Raw genomic sequence first — 13,840 nt, 5'->3', positions numbered from 1 at the left:
TTAACCGGGAATAATATTGTATTGATATGTAATAGGAAAAGGAAAAACACGTTTACTGAATACTACTGACCTTACATATAACCGTTTCCCTAAACCCCTTATTCTTTTTCTTCTATAAGAAATCTCAGAATATAAACCGCCTACAGGATATTTAATTGATTGCCCTGTTTGAGTAACTGAAATAAGAGCGGAAGGCAAAGTAAAAAGATTGGAATACTGCCAGCCAGGAATTACTTTTAATTCAGGTTGAGAATTTTCAAGAGCTTTTTCGCGCTCTTCAATTTCACGAAAAGCCTTAAAAGCCTCATAACGGCGATAAAATCGTCTTGTAACTTTATTAAAAACCCTAACCGACTTTTCATAAGCGGGATGGGAATAATCCATCGACATTCTCAAACGATACAGCCGATCATGAAGGTCATATGCCTGAAGGAATTGCTGAAATAAAACATTACGAGTTTGAGCAAGAAATTCTTTTGATATAGCCATTTTATTTCCCCTTACTTTTGCGCTTGGTCTACGCATTCTTGCGTGAGCAAAACCATGTTGACGACACGATGCTTGCCAATCAGCATCGATGGGATGTAGCCGCGATTAATCCAGCCTTCGACGACTCCGGGAGCAAAGCCGGTCAGTTCGGCAAATCTTTGCTGGCTAAGGACCGGAACGGATACAGCGGTTAGGTAGCTTAGGTTTGGGTTTTCTTGGTCGGTCATTGTGGTACTATAGAAAGCAGCTAAGGAACATTTACCATTTAAGTGTAAATATAGCACTCATTTAGTAATATGTCAAATGTTAAATGCAAATATAGCACTTATTTATGACGCTTAGAGAGAGATTAATAAAGGTCATTGACCATAAAGGAAAAACACCAAAAACAATGGAGGAACTAACAGGCATAGATAGAGCTAAATGGGCCAACATCAAAAGAAAAGACCCAATACGAGCTACAGAAGAACATATAGAAGCAGTGTGTAATCTATGGCCAGAATACGCACTTTGGATAACAACAGGCAAAACGATCCCGGAAGCAGGACAGATCAGCCCAGATATTGAAGAGGTCAGAAAAAATCTAGGGACGGGTACTTGACCGCATCGAAGGCGCTAGAAAATTGGTTCAGAGATACAATGTAAGGAATAGTATCTATACTTAGTTTTTTTGCAAAGAACGTAAAGGTAGAGGACATGCTATTGCTCGTAACATCATCATTGATATGCCTGTACATAGGATTCAGGCTTGGAAAGCATAAAAAGCTAAACAGCAATTCTTACATCCAAAACGAAGCAGAACTAGAAGTAATAAAAGAACTGAAAAAACTTGATAAAAACAAATACTATGTGATGAATGACATCACATTGCCAACAGAGGAAGGAACAACGCAAATCGACCATATTGTTTTTTCAGAAAATGGAATTTTCGTAATAGAAACGAAAGGTCACAAAGGATGGATTTTCGGGAAAGAAAACGATAGAAACTGGACACAGTATTTAAAAGGCGGAAGAAAATTCAGCTTTCATAGCCCTATAATACAAAACAGGAATCATATAAAGAACATAATAAATATAACAAACATTCCTGAACACACACTAAAAACAATAGTTGTATTTACAAATGATAAAATGGAATTTAAAACTTCTCTTCCAAAGCATGTACTAAAAATAAACCAGTTAATACAATACATAGAAGAATGGAATTTAAGCATATTAAATCATAGTAAAATGCTTGAAACAATTGGATTGATCGAATTCAAAAGAAAAGAAAAATCTGATGAAACAAATAAAGAACATATTGAATACATCAATAAAAGACTTTCACCCAAGCGCAAGATGAAAAACAATTAAAATAATGCAGAAAATATGTATTCAAATAAGGAAAACTTGAAATAAAAATCATTCGGCTGCAACTAATTAATAGTTGCAATTGTCAAATGAAGATGATAATATGCAACTATATTCTAGTTGCAAGTATCAAAAAATGAGCAACCAAAAAAAACTTTTTAAAGAGTTCATTAACACACCTTTCCCTACATGGAATGACGTCGAACACCTATTAAAAAAGCTAGGCTACCAAAAAATTGACAAAAAAGGTTCAGCCGTTGAATTTTGGAACGAATCAAAAAAAAGTTCGATATTGTTACACCGGCCACACCCAGGAAACACTATCAAAACCTACACCAAAAAAGATATCATCGAGCAGATTAAAAAAGCGGGGTTTTTTTATGAATCACTTTGAATATAAAGGATATTTAGGAAGCGTGAAAGTAAGCGTAGCAGATAAATGCATGCATGGAAAAATCGAATTTATCAATGATCTAGTAAATTACGAAGCAGAAACAGTAGAAGAATTAAAGAAAGAGTTCGAAGCATCCGTAGAACGATATCTAGAACATTGCAAACTGGTAGGAAAGGAACCGAATAAACCATTTAAAGGCACCTTCAACATCCGAATCGGCCATGAACTGCACGAAAAAGCAGCCAAAAGAGCAGAAGAAATCGGAAAATCGTTAAACGACTATATCAAGGACACCATCAAGAAAGACATCGAATCACACGCTTAACGACTGACAACAAAATGACAACGTTTGTGACGCTTTCAGTCGTTTATAGTGATTTTATGAAATTGTAAAGCTTTGGTTTTCTTACTTTTTTATATCGTTGAGTTACGTTTCAACTAACTTTTAATGCGGTTGTCATTGGTTCGAATCCAATACGACCCACCAACTTTACCAAATTAAATCAAGCAGTTAGCTTACCATAGCAGCTGCTTTTTTTGTGCCTCGAATTTCTTTTGCGTGACCTGGGCTTTAATTAACCAGCCCTTGCCCTTTCCAATACGGTAAGTGAGATACCACTTTCCATATTGGAGATTTTGTTCACCGCATCAATCAATTCTTGCAACTCAGCTGAAGAGTAATGGGTGGTTATATCTCCTGTCGTATGATGCAGAAGCACTTTACGCGTTTCAAACGATACACCCGCTGCTCTTAGACGTCTTCCAAAAGTATGCTTCAAATTGTGAGGTCCCTTTTTAAAAGATCCATCGCAGGGAAGCTTGGCTTTTTTCCAAGCATTCTTCCATGCCGTGGTATACATCCGCACCAGACGTTTACCTTCAAAAGGAAAAACGTACATCGAATGCAGTCCACGTTGTCTTTCGATTACCGACTGAGCAATACGATTTAGAACGACAATTTGGTCTTCCTTGTTTTTCTCCCCAGGCCAAATCCCGTCATCATAACAAACCGCCATTTCCAGGGGTTATGAAAATGGATGTCATCAGCGAAGGGACCTTAACCTCCCAATCCCATCTCAGCCAACAGACTCCTTGTTCGCGTAGCCCTGTATTCACTTTAAAAAGCGCCATCTTATGAAGATAATCGGGCAGAAGCTTAAAAAACCGCTCCTGCTCATCCCATGTCAATGGATACGGTTCAGCCGCATCTTCCCATTGGGCATTTGCAGTAATGGTGCCGTATCAATCCATGGTTGATTATTTTCATCACACCAAACTCGTGCTGAAAGCGTGAGTATTCTGCGAACGACTGCCAGATCCCGCGCAATGGTACCGCTTTTTATACCCTGTTGTTTTCTTGCTTTAATGTAAGGTTGCAGCGAGCCCATATGGACTTTTCTGATTTCCATATCTCCAATAAAGGAGTCCAATTGTTTTAGACAATCTGCTAAAGGAGTCCAATTGTTTTAGACAATCTGCGTTTCTGGATAAACTTCGCTTTGTAGCTTCATTCAGGAATTTCGCCGCTGCCATTCGAAAAGTCCGAACAGGCCTTACTCCATAGACTGAGGCTTGCCGAATTTCTTCGATTTTACGGGCGAGATACTCTTCCGCTTTTTCGAGGCCGCTTTCGCCAGTGCTCTCGCAAAGGCGTCTGCCTCGCACTTTTTTGTCGATATGCCAGAAATCGCCGCGTTTGACGAGTCCTGGGGTTTTCCTGCGTCCCATGATGAACCTCCATTAGGTTGATCAAGACGCCCGTTGCGAGTGATATAGTCATCCACCCAAGCATCCAAGTCAAGCCTATCAAATGCAACTCCTTGCTTACCGATAGGAATTTCTGTAAGCAGTGGGCGAACCAGAGTGTTGAATCGATTTCGATTCATACCCAAATAAAATGGCGCATCCCTGAGTCGTATCAGGCGCGGCAATATTACTGGAAGGTGAACCCTTGGCTTGACTATAGATTTAAAAACTCGAATCGGAATTTTTAAAAAAAGCTACGATAAATTCATTTTTAATAAGTGGTTTTGCAAACACAACATCGATCGGCCATATCTTCGCGAGCCTTTATTTAGAATAGAAGCCTCACAGTGAGAACATTTTACCAACTCAATCCGCCTCGATTTTAGGTCCTTTGCGATGACCCATGCGGCGGAAACCACTAAATCCTAGAAGCACATCAACGATGTCATGCTGCCTACGGGTCATACTACGTATGAAGTGGGATGTAAATCGGGGCGAAAAACATAACCAGCCTGATTGAGCAATATGCTGAATGTCCTTATTGGGCAATTGACTGATCGCCAACCGTACGTCTTCTTCGGCAATACCCATCATTAACTCCGCAAGAATCGCATTTTCCCTCGCCAATTCACGGGCTTTTATCAGCCAGGTGAGATTCAGTTCATAAATTTCTGCATCACATGCTTTATTATGAAGCGTGGCATGGCGCTCAAAATAATCATCCAGATTGTTGAACGCTGACTTCATGACCTCGTCTATCTCAGGCGCCATGTTAGCGAGCTGAAATTTGTTTTTAAGCAGGACTTACGCACGATAAAGGGCACACTGTGTGGAAATGAAGGTCAAAAGGTCTAAACAGTTTTCTCATACCGCTATGACACGCTTGGATTATTGCCAATTTCTGCTGGTCAGCCAGATCAATTACACGTTGACTTATTTTGCCGATCACCACGATACCTTCAGCCACGATGCCATCAACCGTTACTTGCGGCGCGAGCGGATGACGCCGCGGCTGATATGGGATAACGTCCGTGACGACATCGTCCCCACACTCACCGGTTATCTCCTCTTCGACGACACCGTGCTGGACAAAGATTACTCTCGGCAGATCGAGTTAGTGCGCTGCCAATACAGCGGCAATGCCCATGGCCTGATCCGCGGCATTGGCGTCGTCACCTGCGTCTATGTGAATCCGGCGTTGGATCAATTCTGGCTGATCGATTACCGGCTGTACGATCCCGAGGGCGACGGCAAATCCACGCTGGGCCATGTCCACGACATGCTCAGCCATGCAGTCTATCACAAGCACTTGCCATTTCACGCCGTGCTGATGGACACTGGGTATGCGACCAAAGACCTGATGTTGTTCATCGAGTCCCTGCAAAGAGTCTATTATTGTCCGCTCAAGGCTAACCGCCAAGTGGATGATTCCGGGGGTGAATGCGCGTATCAACGGGTCGATGCGCTGACCTGGGCGTCGGCTGAACGGCAACACGGCAAGCGCATCAAGATCAAAGGTTTTCCCAAACACCACAAAGTGCAATTGTTCCGGGTTGCGGTGTCCACTCACCGCACGGACTGGGTCGTGACCAACGATCCCACTCAGCATTCCCTGATGGCCACACAACAGGTGTGCGGCTATCGCTGGAAGATCGAGCAACTGCACCGCGAAGGCAAACAGGTCACCGGAATGGAACGCTGCCAGTGCCGAACCGCCCGGATTCAACGTAATCACATTGCCTGTGCCTTTCTGGTTTGGGTTCGACGGAAGCAATTCGCCTATGCAACAGGGCGCACCGTTTATCAATTGAAACAGGACCTACTTGATGATTACCTTTGCCAACAACTCAGAAATTCATCACTCCGCATGCAGCTTGCGTAAGTCCTGGCATTCAAAGTAAATGATTGAGGTATCCATATGAGTGAGATGCTTTCTATTGATCGCTTGCGCGCAGAAAGCGCGCGCTTCGGTACCAGCCCTTATCTGTTGACGCAGGGTAACGATGGCCGGCCGCATGCGGTGGCTGTATCGATCGAATGGCAAGGAGATCGGATTTTAACGCGCACCGGGACGCGCAGCGTCGCCAACGCCGATGCACGTCCGTTGCTCAGCCTGCTGTGGCCGCCGATCGAGGCCGGAGGCTACAGCCTGATCGTCGACGGCGATGGGTGCGTGATCGGCAGCGGGGCCGATGCGCGAATCAGCGTCACGCCGACGCGAGGCGTACTGCATCGACCCGACACCTCGGCGGCCTCCGCCGCGCGCGGGTGCGGCTCAGACTGTATCCCTTTACTTAGCTAAAGTGAAACTATATCTGGTCGGAATCGTGATGCGAGAGATGGGTTATCACATTCCCATACCACAGAGCCATCCACCACTCCTTGCGCTGACTGCTGCGGCTTGGCATTAATTAATGCCATCAGAGACTCATTCAAAATCGTCAAAGCTTCCTCGGAATCAGGGTTTACGAAATGCTGATGCCGATGTTTGCCGTTTATGCATTGTTCAGGTAGCCATCGCCGCGGAAATGATCTGACTTGAAAACCTCTGGCTGCTAATCTTTCTGCTACAGAGGGTCTGCCGCTTTTGGTGAGCCAATTGACTTTCTTCAAAGTCTGCAAAGCCCCAATCAACACCAGGGCCGGACTGTCACCGACTAAGCCAGCTAACCGCTCAGCCATCCATTCATCCCTATCACGCGGATTATGGGGGCCCGCATCGATCGCGACAACGTTTAGGCAAGCCGATTGTGTTGTTAAAGTTGCTAGATGCTCAATTAAGTTCCACATTGCTGGATGATCGATTGAGGCGGGAATCTGGACAGAAGATACAGCAGCTCCGGAGAGTAGTGCACGATCAAGCGCGGGTTGCTGATTGTCCGCGATCTCAAGTGCCACAATGAGGCATTGTCCTTGCTTGATATGGCCAGAAACCAAGTCTCTAACCAGTTCGGCCGACTCGGCATGCTGATGGGACTCGCCGATGAAGGTAATCGTCCCCGGCAGTAAGCCTTTCATGATGGGATCGGGCACTGCCGATCTCGCAGAGTAAGCGAACAGCAGGAGTATTAAAGCGCAAACGCGAGACATGTGAGTGAGGGGCCCAGCTTATCAGACGCGGCGTCATCCGCTCTCGCCGCAGGTAGCGGTTGATGGCATCGTGGCTGAAAGCGTCATGGTGATCGGCAAAATAGGTCAACGTATAATTGATCTGGCTGACCAGCAGAAATTGCCAATAGTCTAAACGCGTCATGGCACTATAAAAGAATGAGGCCGGTATTTTTGACCTTCACCCCCTCATGGTGTGCCCTTCGCTATCAAGCTTTTTGCGTAAATCCTGTTGGGCAATAAAGGCAAGTTATGCCGCATTGGCAAAACAACCAAGCTAGCAATACGGTAGCAGATGGTTTGTGATTGGTGGTTCTCCCTTTGTTAATTTTTTGTTTTGAATTGATGTTCAAACAATTAATTGGCCTTGGCTTGCCGCTAGGCTGATTGTCGCCACCGTGCCGGAATTGAACGTCAGATAGTCGGATTCGATGCCGTCCGAAAAGATTACGCCGTTTTCAGGCATTTGAGATTCCAATTGGAGAGGCATCTCCGGTGTGATTGCGCCAAATACCAGGCTAGTGCCTGTGGTCCGGCTTGGAAACGGTTCGCGCACGGTAAATTGCAGACGGCATTCATGCCAGGCGAAGCCGCCCTGAAGCGGATGGTGCTCACCGCCAGCTACTCCCAAAGCACCGGCCAGGATCGACTGAAACCAGCCGGTCGAGCCGAAGCCGGTGGAGATGATAATCCCCGACGATGACTGGGTTTCCTGGCTACCGTTCCACGCCAGCAGGTAGCGTGCCGAAGTATGACTCTTCGGCCCGACAAACAGGTCATTAACCGCCAGCAAGCGTTGACCATCATTGGTCTTCGCCTCGGCAAAGGTGATCGTTTTGCAGGCCGAGCGGCCAGCCAAGGTGCGCGTCACGACCCCCTTCAACTCGCCGATTTCGAAAGGCAGTAGTTTGCCGTCCCAGCGGCCCGGGTCGGGGTTGATCGCAATCACCGGCTGGCCGTCAAGATATTTCAACGTATTGGCGACCAAACCATCCTGGCCGATTGTGATCACAATATCGGCCGGGCTGAACTGGTAGTTCGGAAGCAAGCCCCGTTCCAGCCGTTGAAACCGCCCTAACGCTTTCAGCGTCCGCTCCGCTTCCTGAATCCGCCGTTGATAAAGATCATGTTCATCCAGATAATCCTGGGCATCGACCTGATTGTGCTCCAGGTAAAACCGGGCCTGTGGCCAGGTATTGAAGCGCTCGATCAACTCCTGTAAGCGTGTTTTGCGCACCACCAGAATAAAGCGGTATTGATAAGGCTCGCTCATGGTTGTACCGATTTTTTGATGAGATGGCCGAACAGATCCGGCGTGAGAGTCAGCTCGCCGATCTTGGCGGCATTCTGTGCGAGAGATTCGAAGGCCAGAGCCATCAATTGCTCCGGCTCCATTTTAGCCATGGCGATGGCCTTCAGGTTCTCGACCGGCAATTCCCTGAAGGCCCTCATCCGTTCGGTAATTGCATAGGCTTCTGTATCCGCTTGCCGGCGACTGTTTTCGCTGCTCAGGGCGATCAACTCCTTGCGCTGGGTTTCAGCAGCGATCTCGGCCTGTAAGCGTTCACGTTCAGTCTCGGCTTGGCCACGCTGTATCGCGCGCTGATTCAGGAGGCGTGATTCCTCGATTTCCTGTTCCTTTTGCTGCATCGATAGCTCGGTTTGCAGTTCGGCCTCCTTGATTGTTCGCTCCTGTTCGACCGCGGATTTACGACGGTTATAAATTGCATCATCCGCTTCCTTCAGAATCGCTTCTCGGGCTTCTGCCTCTAAGGCGCGCGCCGTTTCCGGCGTGGGTTGCAGGGCACTGATGGAGATGTCCAGCAACGCAATACCCAAGCCCGCTAGCGAAAGATCCTCGGCAAGTTGTTCTCGAATCAGCGTAACCAGCGTTTGCCCCAGCTTTAAAGCCTCCCGAAGCCCGGTGACTTGCACTTTGTTTTGTACGATCGACTGCACGATCCGAATCACCCGATCGGCCAGTTTCAACGGGTCTTCCGACACGTAGGTCTGGCCGTCGTTTTTGAGGCTGTAATTCAGCATCTCGGCCATTTTTTCCGGTGCCACCACCCGATAGGTCACTTGACCTTGTACGGTCATCGACTGGAAATCGGCAGTCAATAGCTTAAAAATGAATGGTGTCTCCTGGGCGTTGACCGGCACCGCCGCGATGGAATCCGTAGCGGCGTTATAGAAAAAGCTCAAGCCTTTGCCTCTTTTCCGGACTGTGCCGTTGACGGTTTTGATGACGAAGGTCGAAGCATCGGCTTTGAAGTATTTGATAACGAGCATGGTTTTTCTCCTATTAGTGTCTTTTAGTCTCTAAATTAAATAGTGACTTATAGTTACTTAATTGTCAAGTCTAAAAGTGACAAAAAGACACAAATTTTTGAGACAATGCTCATTCCTCCTAAACCGATTGCTAAAAGGCCACAAATACAGAACGTTACAATGGACGAAAAACAGTTTTTAGCCGAATATAATAAACACCACTATGACAGCCCTCTAGTGACCGTGGATGCGGTGCTGTTTACCTATCATGAAGAATGCTTGAAAGTGCTGCTGGTCGAGCGCGCAAACCATCCCGATCGGGGCAAATGGGGCTTGCCGGGCGGCTTCGTCGACCTGGAACACGACAAAACCCTGGAAGAGACGGTACGGCGTAAATTGAAAGAGAAGACGGGGATAGAACCGCCTTATCTGGAGCAATTACAAAGTATCGGCAATGCCGAGCGCGATAAGCGCGGCTGGTCGGTAACGGTTGCCTATACGGCCTTGATGGCTTATCAAGCTTGCGCATCTCATATTTCGACCGTGGCCGATGCGCAATGGCTGGCCTTAGATAAAGTCGGTCAAATGGATTTAGCCTTCGATCATCAGGCGATCATCAATCTGGCGAGGGAACGCATGCGGCAAAAGGCATTGTATTCGATCATACCGGCTTATGCGCTGCCGGAAATCTTCACCTTGCCGGAGCTCCAGCACTTGCATGAAGTATTGATCGGTAAAGCCTTGCAGAAAAAATCTTTTCGTCGGCGTATAGAGCAGGCGGAATTGTTGATCGATACTGGGAAGAAACGTTCGGAAGGCGGCCGTCCGGCCGTTCTCTACCGGATGAAACAGAGCTCCGGTGCTTACACCTTTGTGCGCAACCTGGAGGATTGAAGTACTCGATGGGTATTTTTCAAAAGCGATTATCTGCGAAGACGGGGCAACTTGTAACCTCGTTGATGTTTGCCTACCTGCGCTTGATACGCGTGAACGCTGGGAATTATCCCTGACCAGTCAGCAAGTTCACCGTACCAATTGGCGACCTTCTGCAATCGCTGTGCAAATTGGGGTACCGATTTGGCTGTATGGAGCCAAGGCTACCAAAGCCTCAGTGTGCTCAGTTGGTTGGAGCGCCAATGCTTACCTCAAGGAAACCAGGAATCCGCTGGGCCTTATGGGTTAGGTCTTCACGTGGCGCGAGGCCGCCCGAAGCACGGCACGAGATAGCAGTTGGTTCTGGGCGATGCATGTGGTCTCTGGCACCATGATGCAATCTGGGCAAGCACCGCCACTGAAATCGCACAAGCTGCCGGAGTTGCAGCGATGCGAGGTTGGTTCAAGGAGCAGGGCGAGGAATCGGTTGTTCGTAAGCGTCCATCCGAGCCACCTATAAAATAGTTTTCGTCTGCGGCATCCTGTGATTTTTTTGATCAGGAGTTTTAGCATGGCCATCACAGCGAAATGGCGTCAGCATATCGAAGCGTGGCAACGCAGTGGTTTGTCGCAAGCCGCGTATTGCGCAGCACAGCAACTCAATGTCCGTACGTTCACAGCACGGCTGAGCGATTATCGCAAATTACCCAAGCAGGATTCGACGGCCTTGATACCGGTGCAGATTCAACCGGCTGTCACTGAGGTCATTGTCTTTACCCATGCTCAGGGCCATCGCCTGGAACTGCCGGCTTCGATGCCGGCGAGTTGGCTCGCGGAGCTGTTGCGATGCCTGGCCTGATCGCGAGCCCGGCACAGATTTGGCTGGCGGTGGCGCCGGTCGACATGCGGCGCGGCCTGGATGGCTTAACCACGATCGTGCAGCAGAGCCTGGGTCATTCGCCGTGTGCTGGGTCGGCCTTCATCTTCCGCAACCGTGCCGGCAACCGCTTGCGCCTGTTGCTGTGGGACGGCAATGGCGTGTGGCTCTGTCAGCGGCGCTTGCATCGAGGCAGTTTTGTCTGGCCCCAGGCCTCTGATCCGGTGTTTGCGATCAGTCCGGCCCAGTGGCAGTGGTTGGCCGCCGGTGTCGATTGGCAACGGTTATCGGCTCAACCCTCGGCGGAATGGCGAGTCTGATGTTAACGATAAAATCCTCTTGAACATCAGTCATATCAAGGCTTTCAGGGGATGAGTGCGGTATAATATCCCCCATGAATTTGCTCGCTGAACTCGATCAACTCAACCTGGAACCGGCCGCTAAAGCCCAAGTCGCGGCAATGCTTCAGACGCTTGTCGAGCAAGCGGCGCAGGATGCTCAAACCATTGCGAATCAGCAGCAACTCCTGCAAACGAAGGACGCCAGCCTGCAAGCCAAAGAGGTCAAAATCGCCGCGCTGACGCACGAGTTGGCCTATTACAAGCGCATCCGTTTCAGTACCAAGAGCGAAGCCTTGGCTCCGCTGCAGCGGGATGTCTTCGAGGAAACCTGGAACACGGATATTTCGGCGATTGAAGCCGAAGTCGAGCAACTGCAGGATGACAGCCCTTGTGCAACGGTGGCTCGTCCGAAACGCCTGCGTGCCGGTCGTCAGCTGTTGCCCGCTCACTTGCCCCGCGTCGAGCACCGGCATGAACCCGAGTCCTGCACCTGCGGGCACTGCGGCCGGGACTTGGTCAAGATCGGCGAGGATGTGACCGAGCAACTGGACGTCGAGCCGGCCAAGTTCTTCGTGCATCGGCACATCCGCCCGCAATATGCCTGCCGGCGCTGTGAAACCGTGACCGCGGCGCCGATTCCGCCGGCGGTGATCGATGGCGGCATGGCGGCGGTCGGTTTGTTGAGTTGGGTGATGATCAGTAAATTTCTGGATCACCTGCCGCTGTACCGGTTGGAACAGATCGCTGCCCGCGACGGCGTAACCTTGTCCCGCTCCACCCTGGCCGACTGGGTCGGACGCCTCGGCGTCGCCTTAGAGCCTTTGGCAGACCGTCTGGCCTGGCACCTCTTGCAACGCGATTGCCTGCATGCGGATGAGACGCCGGTGCCGCAATTGGATCCCGGCAACGGCAAAACGAAAAAGGCCTATTTGTGGGCGTATCGCAGCAACGACTTGCAGCCGGGACCGAAGATCCTCGTCTTCGACTATCAAGCCGGCCGCAGCGGCCGGCATGCGCAGCAGTTTCTGCAAGACTGGCAAGGCCACCTCGTCGTCGACGACTATGCCGGCTACAAAGCCCTGTTTGCGGCCGCCCGCGCGCATCCCGAGGATCAACGCCTGCTTGAACCGTGCATCGAGCTCGCCTGTTGGGCGCATGCACGGCGGAAATTCTTCGACTTGTTCCAGGCCAGCCAGAGCCCGATCGCGCACGAAGCCTTGAACCGCATCGCGGTGCTGTATGCGATTGAAGCCGAAGGGAGTGACCTAACGCCCGATGGGCGCCAAGCCCTGCGTGTCGAAAAAACGCTGCCGACCTTGGCAGCCTTCCACGACTGGCTTCAGCAAACCCGTTTGCGCACCGCGCCCGGCAGTGCCACCGCCAAAGCGATCGACTACAGTTTGAAGCGATGGGCTGCGCTCACGCGCTACGCCGAGACTGGTGATCTGCCGATCGACAATAACCCGATCGAAAACAGCATTCGTCCGATTGCATTGGGCAAAAAAAACTGGTTGTTCGTAGGCTCCGAACGCGCCGGCCAGCGTGCCGCCATCATTCAAACCTTGCTCGGCACCGCCAAGCTCAACGGGTTCGATCCAGCGGTATGGCTAAAAGAAACCCTGGAAAAGCTCCCAACTTGGCCCAACAGTCGCATCGACGAGCTTCTGCCTCTTCGCTTCGCGGATTAAATCATAACGTTTTAGTCCTGGCTATGTGGTTCCGCTGGCCGCTTACGGTTGTTCTCGTTTCGCCATAGTGACGAGAGATTGCCCAAGTCCATCGTGGTGCCATTACGGTAGACCACGAACGCAAGGTTGGCAGGGAAGAGATACTCGCCGAGGGATCCAACATCCAGACCCGAAAGTTCGGCTACCGCCTTCGTGAATAGATGGGCATAGCTGTGCAGCAGGGTATATACGTAGCGGTAGGTGCTTGCATCCCCTGGATGCAAGGCGGAGAAGTAGCGCCCAAACGGCTCAAGCGTTGACCCGAGTATAGCCATGGGTGAATTTGCAAAGGTCGAACTCTCGAATCAGGCACAGTTCGCACATGCCCAGCATTCCCATCAGCCGGAACGTTTCCTGTTCCTGAACTGTCTTTTCGAGTTCGTTCTTGGGCGCCAGGTCGTTATCCAAATGGTGGAAACGAACAAAGGGCGTACGTTCGCCACGCGCGGCGGTCCGACTGAGCTTGCTGCGCTTCAAAGCTTCGTGCTCGACGGATAGCACGAATGGGTCGTAGCGACTGGAGAATTCGAAACGGCGTGAAGTGGCGCGTCGAGGCGTACATTTGTCTCAAAATTCAAAATTGAATGGCGTGCCGGGAACCGTTTCTTGAATCGTCTGCCAGATTGCCTTCAGCTTGGCCTGCATGGCGGTGGGCATCGTCTGC

Annotated in this window: 19 protein-coding genes and 1 pseudogene; 11 read left to right on the top strand and 9 right to left on the bottom strand. The window is 49.6% G+C overall.

The features are described 5' to 3' along the window. Complete coding sequence (locus METAL_RS20860; RefSeq protein WP_157203479.1) at positions 1-489, bottom strand: hypothetical protein; 489 nt, start codon at positions 487-489, stop codon at positions 1-3. 11 nt (positions 490-500) lie between these two features. After that, positions 501-716, bottom strand: a complete 216-nt coding sequence (locus tag METAL_RS11505) for a hypothetical protein (RefSeq protein WP_005372503.1) — start codon at positions 714-716, stop codon at positions 501-503. A gap of 104 nt (positions 717-820) precedes the next feature. On the opposite strand from METAL_RS11505, the gene METAL_RS20855 reads away from it, so the two are divergent. From METAL_RS20855 to METAL_RS11490, 4 genes are all read left to right on the top strand, one after another. Beyond that, positions 821-1,090, top strand: coding sequence for a hypothetical protein (locus METAL_RS20855; protein ID WP_005372501.1), 270 nt, complete (start codon positions 821-823; stop codon positions 1,088-1,090). Positions 1,091-1,185: 95 nt separating this feature from the next. Then, positions 1,186-1,842: a nuclease-related domain-containing protein gene (locus METAL_RS11500; RefSeq protein WP_005372499.1), complete on the top strand. Its 657-nt coding sequence runs from the start codon at positions 1,186-1,188 to the stop codon at positions 1,840-1,842. A gap of 133 nt (positions 1,843-1,975) precedes the next feature. Then, entirely contained in the window at positions 1,976-2,233 is a 258-nt protein-coding gene (locus METAL_RS11495) for a type II toxin-antitoxin system HicA family toxin (RefSeq protein ID WP_005372497.1), read from the top strand. Next, on the top strand, positions 2,220-2,558 hold the full coding sequence (locus METAL_RS11490) for a type II toxin-antitoxin system HicB family antitoxin (protein ID WP_005372495.1): 339 nt from the start codon (positions 2,220-2,222) through the stop codon (positions 2,556-2,558). Before METAL_RS11495 ends, METAL_RS11490 begins: the two co-directional genes overlap by 14 nt. A 250-nt stretch (positions 2,559-2,808) precedes the next feature. Here METAL_RS11490 and METAL_RS21600 read toward each other — a convergent pair whose 3' ends face one another. The 3 genes from METAL_RS21600 to METAL_RS11475 all read right to left on the bottom strand — a co-directional run bounded on the left by METAL_RS21600 (position 2,809) and on the right by METAL_RS11475 (position 4,726). Continuing rightward, on the bottom strand, positions 2,809-3,249 hold the full coding sequence (locus tag METAL_RS21600) for a tyrosine-type recombinase/integrase (protein WP_051040373.1): 441 nt from the start codon (positions 3,247-3,249) through the stop codon (positions 2,809-2,811). Positions 3,250-3,417: 168 nt separating this feature from the next. Then, positions 3,418-3,642, bottom strand: coding sequence for a hypothetical protein (locus METAL_RS21595; RefSeq protein WP_245549354.1), 225 nt, complete (start codon positions 3,640-3,642; stop codon positions 3,418-3,420). A 703-nt stretch (positions 3,643-4,345) separates the two neighbouring features. Beyond that, the gene (locus tag METAL_RS11475; protein WP_245549353.1) at positions 4,346-4,726 is read right to left on the bottom strand and encodes a flagellar transcriptional regulator FlhD; all 381 of its coding nucleotides are present in this window, start codon (positions 4,724-4,726) and stop codon (positions 4,346-4,348) included. A gap of 88 nt (positions 4,727-4,814) precedes the next feature. Here METAL_RS11475 and METAL_RS11470 point away from each other — a divergent pair, with 88 nt between their 5' ends. Together METAL_RS11470 and METAL_RS11465 are read left to right on the top strand one after the other, a co-directional pair. Continuing rightward, on the top strand, positions 4,815-5,861 hold the full coding sequence (locus METAL_RS11470; protein WP_005372482.1) for an IS701 family transposase: 1,047 nt from the start codon (positions 4,815-4,817) through the stop codon (positions 5,859-5,861). A gap of 36 nt (positions 5,862-5,897) precedes the next feature. Then, on the top strand, positions 5,898-6,281 hold the full coding sequence (locus METAL_RS11465; RefSeq protein ID WP_005372480.1) for a pyridoxamine 5'-phosphate oxidase family protein: 384 nt from the start codon (positions 5,898-5,900) through the stop codon (positions 6,279-6,281). Here METAL_RS11465 and METAL_RS11460 read toward each other — a convergent pair. The 4 genes and pseudogenes from METAL_RS11460 to METAL_RS11450 form a co-directional block, all read right to left on the bottom strand. After that, the gene (locus METAL_RS11460) at positions 6,278-6,997 is read right to left on the bottom strand and encodes a hypothetical protein (RefSeq protein WP_031431806.1); all 720 of its coding nucleotides are present in this window, start codon (positions 6,995-6,997) and stop codon (positions 6,278-6,280) included. The two genes, METAL_RS11465 and METAL_RS11460, sit on opposite strands and share 4 nt — an antisense overlap. A gap of 91 nt (positions 6,998-7,088) precedes the next feature. Continuing rightward, positions 7,089-7,232: pseudogene (locus METAL_RS22145) on the bottom strand (IS701 family transposase); the annotation flags it as partial. A gap of 204 nt (positions 7,233-7,436) precedes the next feature. Next, positions 7,437-8,360, bottom strand: coding sequence for a diacylglycerol kinase catalytic domain-containing protein (locus METAL_RS11455; RefSeq protein WP_005372477.1), 924 nt, complete (start codon positions 8,358-8,360; stop codon positions 7,437-7,439). Then, positions 8,357-9,379 carry an SPFH domain-containing protein gene (locus tag METAL_RS11450; RefSeq protein WP_005372475.1) on the bottom strand — a complete coding sequence of 341 codons (1,023 nt, stop codon included), beginning with the start codon at positions 9,377-9,379 and terminating at the stop codon, positions 8,357-8,359. Before METAL_RS11450 ends, METAL_RS11455 begins: the two co-directional genes overlap by 4 nt. 159 nt (positions 9,380-9,538) lie before the next feature. Here METAL_RS11450 and METAL_RS11445 point away from each other — a divergent pair, with 159 nt between their 5' ends. The 5 genes from METAL_RS11445 (at position 9,539) to METAL_RS11420 (ending at position 13,674) form a co-directional block, all read left to right on the top strand. Further along, entirely contained in the window at positions 9,539-10,252 is a 714-nt protein-coding gene (locus METAL_RS11445; protein WP_005372468.1) for an NUDIX hydrolase, read from the top strand. Between the two features lie 550 nt (positions 10,253-10,802). Continuing rightward, entirely contained in the window at positions 10,803-11,090 is a 288-nt protein-coding gene (gene tnpA, locus METAL_RS11440; protein ID WP_005368392.1) for an IS66 family insertion sequence element accessory protein TnpA, read from the top strand. Then, complete coding sequence (gene tnpB, locus METAL_RS11435; protein ID WP_005368390.1) at positions 11,078-11,428, top strand: IS66 family insertion sequence element accessory protein TnpB; 351 nt, start codon at positions 11,078-11,080, stop codon at positions 11,426-11,428. The genes tnpA and tnpB overlap by 13 nt, the downstream gene beginning before the upstream one ends. Before the next feature lie 74 nt (positions 11,429-11,502). Further along, positions 11,503-13,137 carry an IS66 family transposase gene (gene tnpC, locus METAL_RS11430; RefSeq protein ID WP_005368386.1) on the top strand — a complete coding sequence of 545 codons (1,635 nt, stop codon included), beginning with the start codon at positions 11,503-11,505 and terminating at the stop codon, positions 13,135-13,137. 312 nt (positions 13,138-13,449) lie between these two features. After that, on the top strand, positions 13,450-13,674 hold the full coding sequence (locus METAL_RS11420; protein ID WP_031431804.1) for a hypothetical protein: 225 nt from the start codon (positions 13,450-13,452) through the stop codon (positions 13,672-13,674). The last annotated feature ends 166 nt before the right edge of the window (positions 13,675-13,840 follow it).

This window comes from Methylomicrobium album BG8, from assembly GCF_000214275.2.
Classification (GTDB): Bacteria; Pseudomonadota; Gammaproteobacteria; order Methylococcales; family Methylomonadaceae; genus Methylomicrobium; species Methylomicrobium agile.
Note: the sequence above shows the minus strand (reverse complement) of the source record. Positions and strands in the feature narration are given on the sequence as shown.

Coding starts and splice junctions, on each gene's coding strand:
- METAL_RS11445 (WP_005372468.1), top strand. CDS start 9,539: ATGGACGAAAAACAGTTTTTAGCCGAATATAATAAACACCACTATGAC.
- METAL_RS11495 (WP_005372497.1), top strand. CDS start 1,976: ATGAGCAACCAAAAAAAACTTTTTAAAGAGTTCATTAACACACCTTTC.
- METAL_RS11470 (WP_005372482.1), top strand. CDS start 4,815: ATGAAGGTCAAAAGGTCTAAACAGTTTTCTCATACCGCTATGACACGC.
- METAL_RS11465 (WP_005372480.1), top strand. CDS start 5,898: ATGAGTGAGATGCTTTCTATTGATCGCTTGCGCGCAGAAAGCGCGCGC.
- METAL_RS11505 (WP_005372503.1), bottom strand. CDS start 716: ATGACCGACCAAGAAAACCCAAACCTAAGCTACCTAACCGCTGTATCC.
- tnpA (WP_005368392.1), top strand. CDS start 10,803: ATGGCCATCACAGCGAAATGGCGTCAGCATATCGAAGCGTGGCAACGC.
- METAL_RS11455 (WP_005372477.1), bottom strand. CDS start 8,360: ATGAGCGAGCCTTATCAATACCGCTTTATTCTGGTGGTGCGCAAAACA.
- METAL_RS11420 (WP_031431804.1), top strand. CDS start 13,450: ATGGGTGAATTTGCAAAGGTCGAACTCTCGAATCAGGCACAGTTCGCA.
- tnpB (WP_005368390.1), top strand. CDS start 11,078: ATGCCTGGCCTGATCGCGAGCCCGGCACAGATTTGGCTGGCGGTGGCG.
- METAL_RS11460 (WP_031431806.1), bottom strand. CDS start 6,997: ATGAAAGGCTTACTGCCGGGGACGATTACCTTCATCGGCGAGTCCCAT.
- METAL_RS11475 (WP_245549353.1), bottom strand. CDS start 4,726: ATGAAGTCAGCGTTCAACAATCTGGATGATTATTTTGAGCGCCATGCC.
- METAL_RS11490 (WP_005372495.1), top strand. CDS start 2,220: ATGAATCACTTTGAATATAAAGGATATTTAGGAAGCGTGAAAGTAAGC.
- tnpC (WP_005368386.1), top strand. CDS start 11,503: ATGAATTTGCTCGCTGAACTCGATCAACTCAACCTGGAACCGGCCGCT.
- METAL_RS21595 (WP_245549354.1), bottom strand. CDS start 3,642: ATGGAAATCAGAAAAGTCCATATGGGCTCGCTGCAACCTTACATTAAA.
- METAL_RS11450 (WP_005372475.1), bottom strand. CDS start 9,379: ATGCTCGTTATCAAATACTTCAAAGCCGATGCTTCGACCTTCGTCATC.
- METAL_RS11500 (WP_005372499.1), top strand. CDS start 1,186: ATGCTATTGCTCGTAACATCATCATTGATATGCCTGTACATAGGATTC.
- METAL_RS21600 (WP_051040373.1), bottom strand. CDS start 3,249: ATGGCGGTTTGTTATGATGACGGGATTTGGCCTGGGGAGAAAAACAAG.
- METAL_RS20855 (WP_005372501.1), top strand. CDS start 821: ATGACGCTTAGAGAGAGATTAATAAAGGTCATTGACCATAAAGGAAAA.
- METAL_RS20860 (WP_157203479.1), bottom strand. CDS start 489: ATGGCTATATCAAAAGAATTTCTTGCTCAAACTCGTAATGTTTTATTT.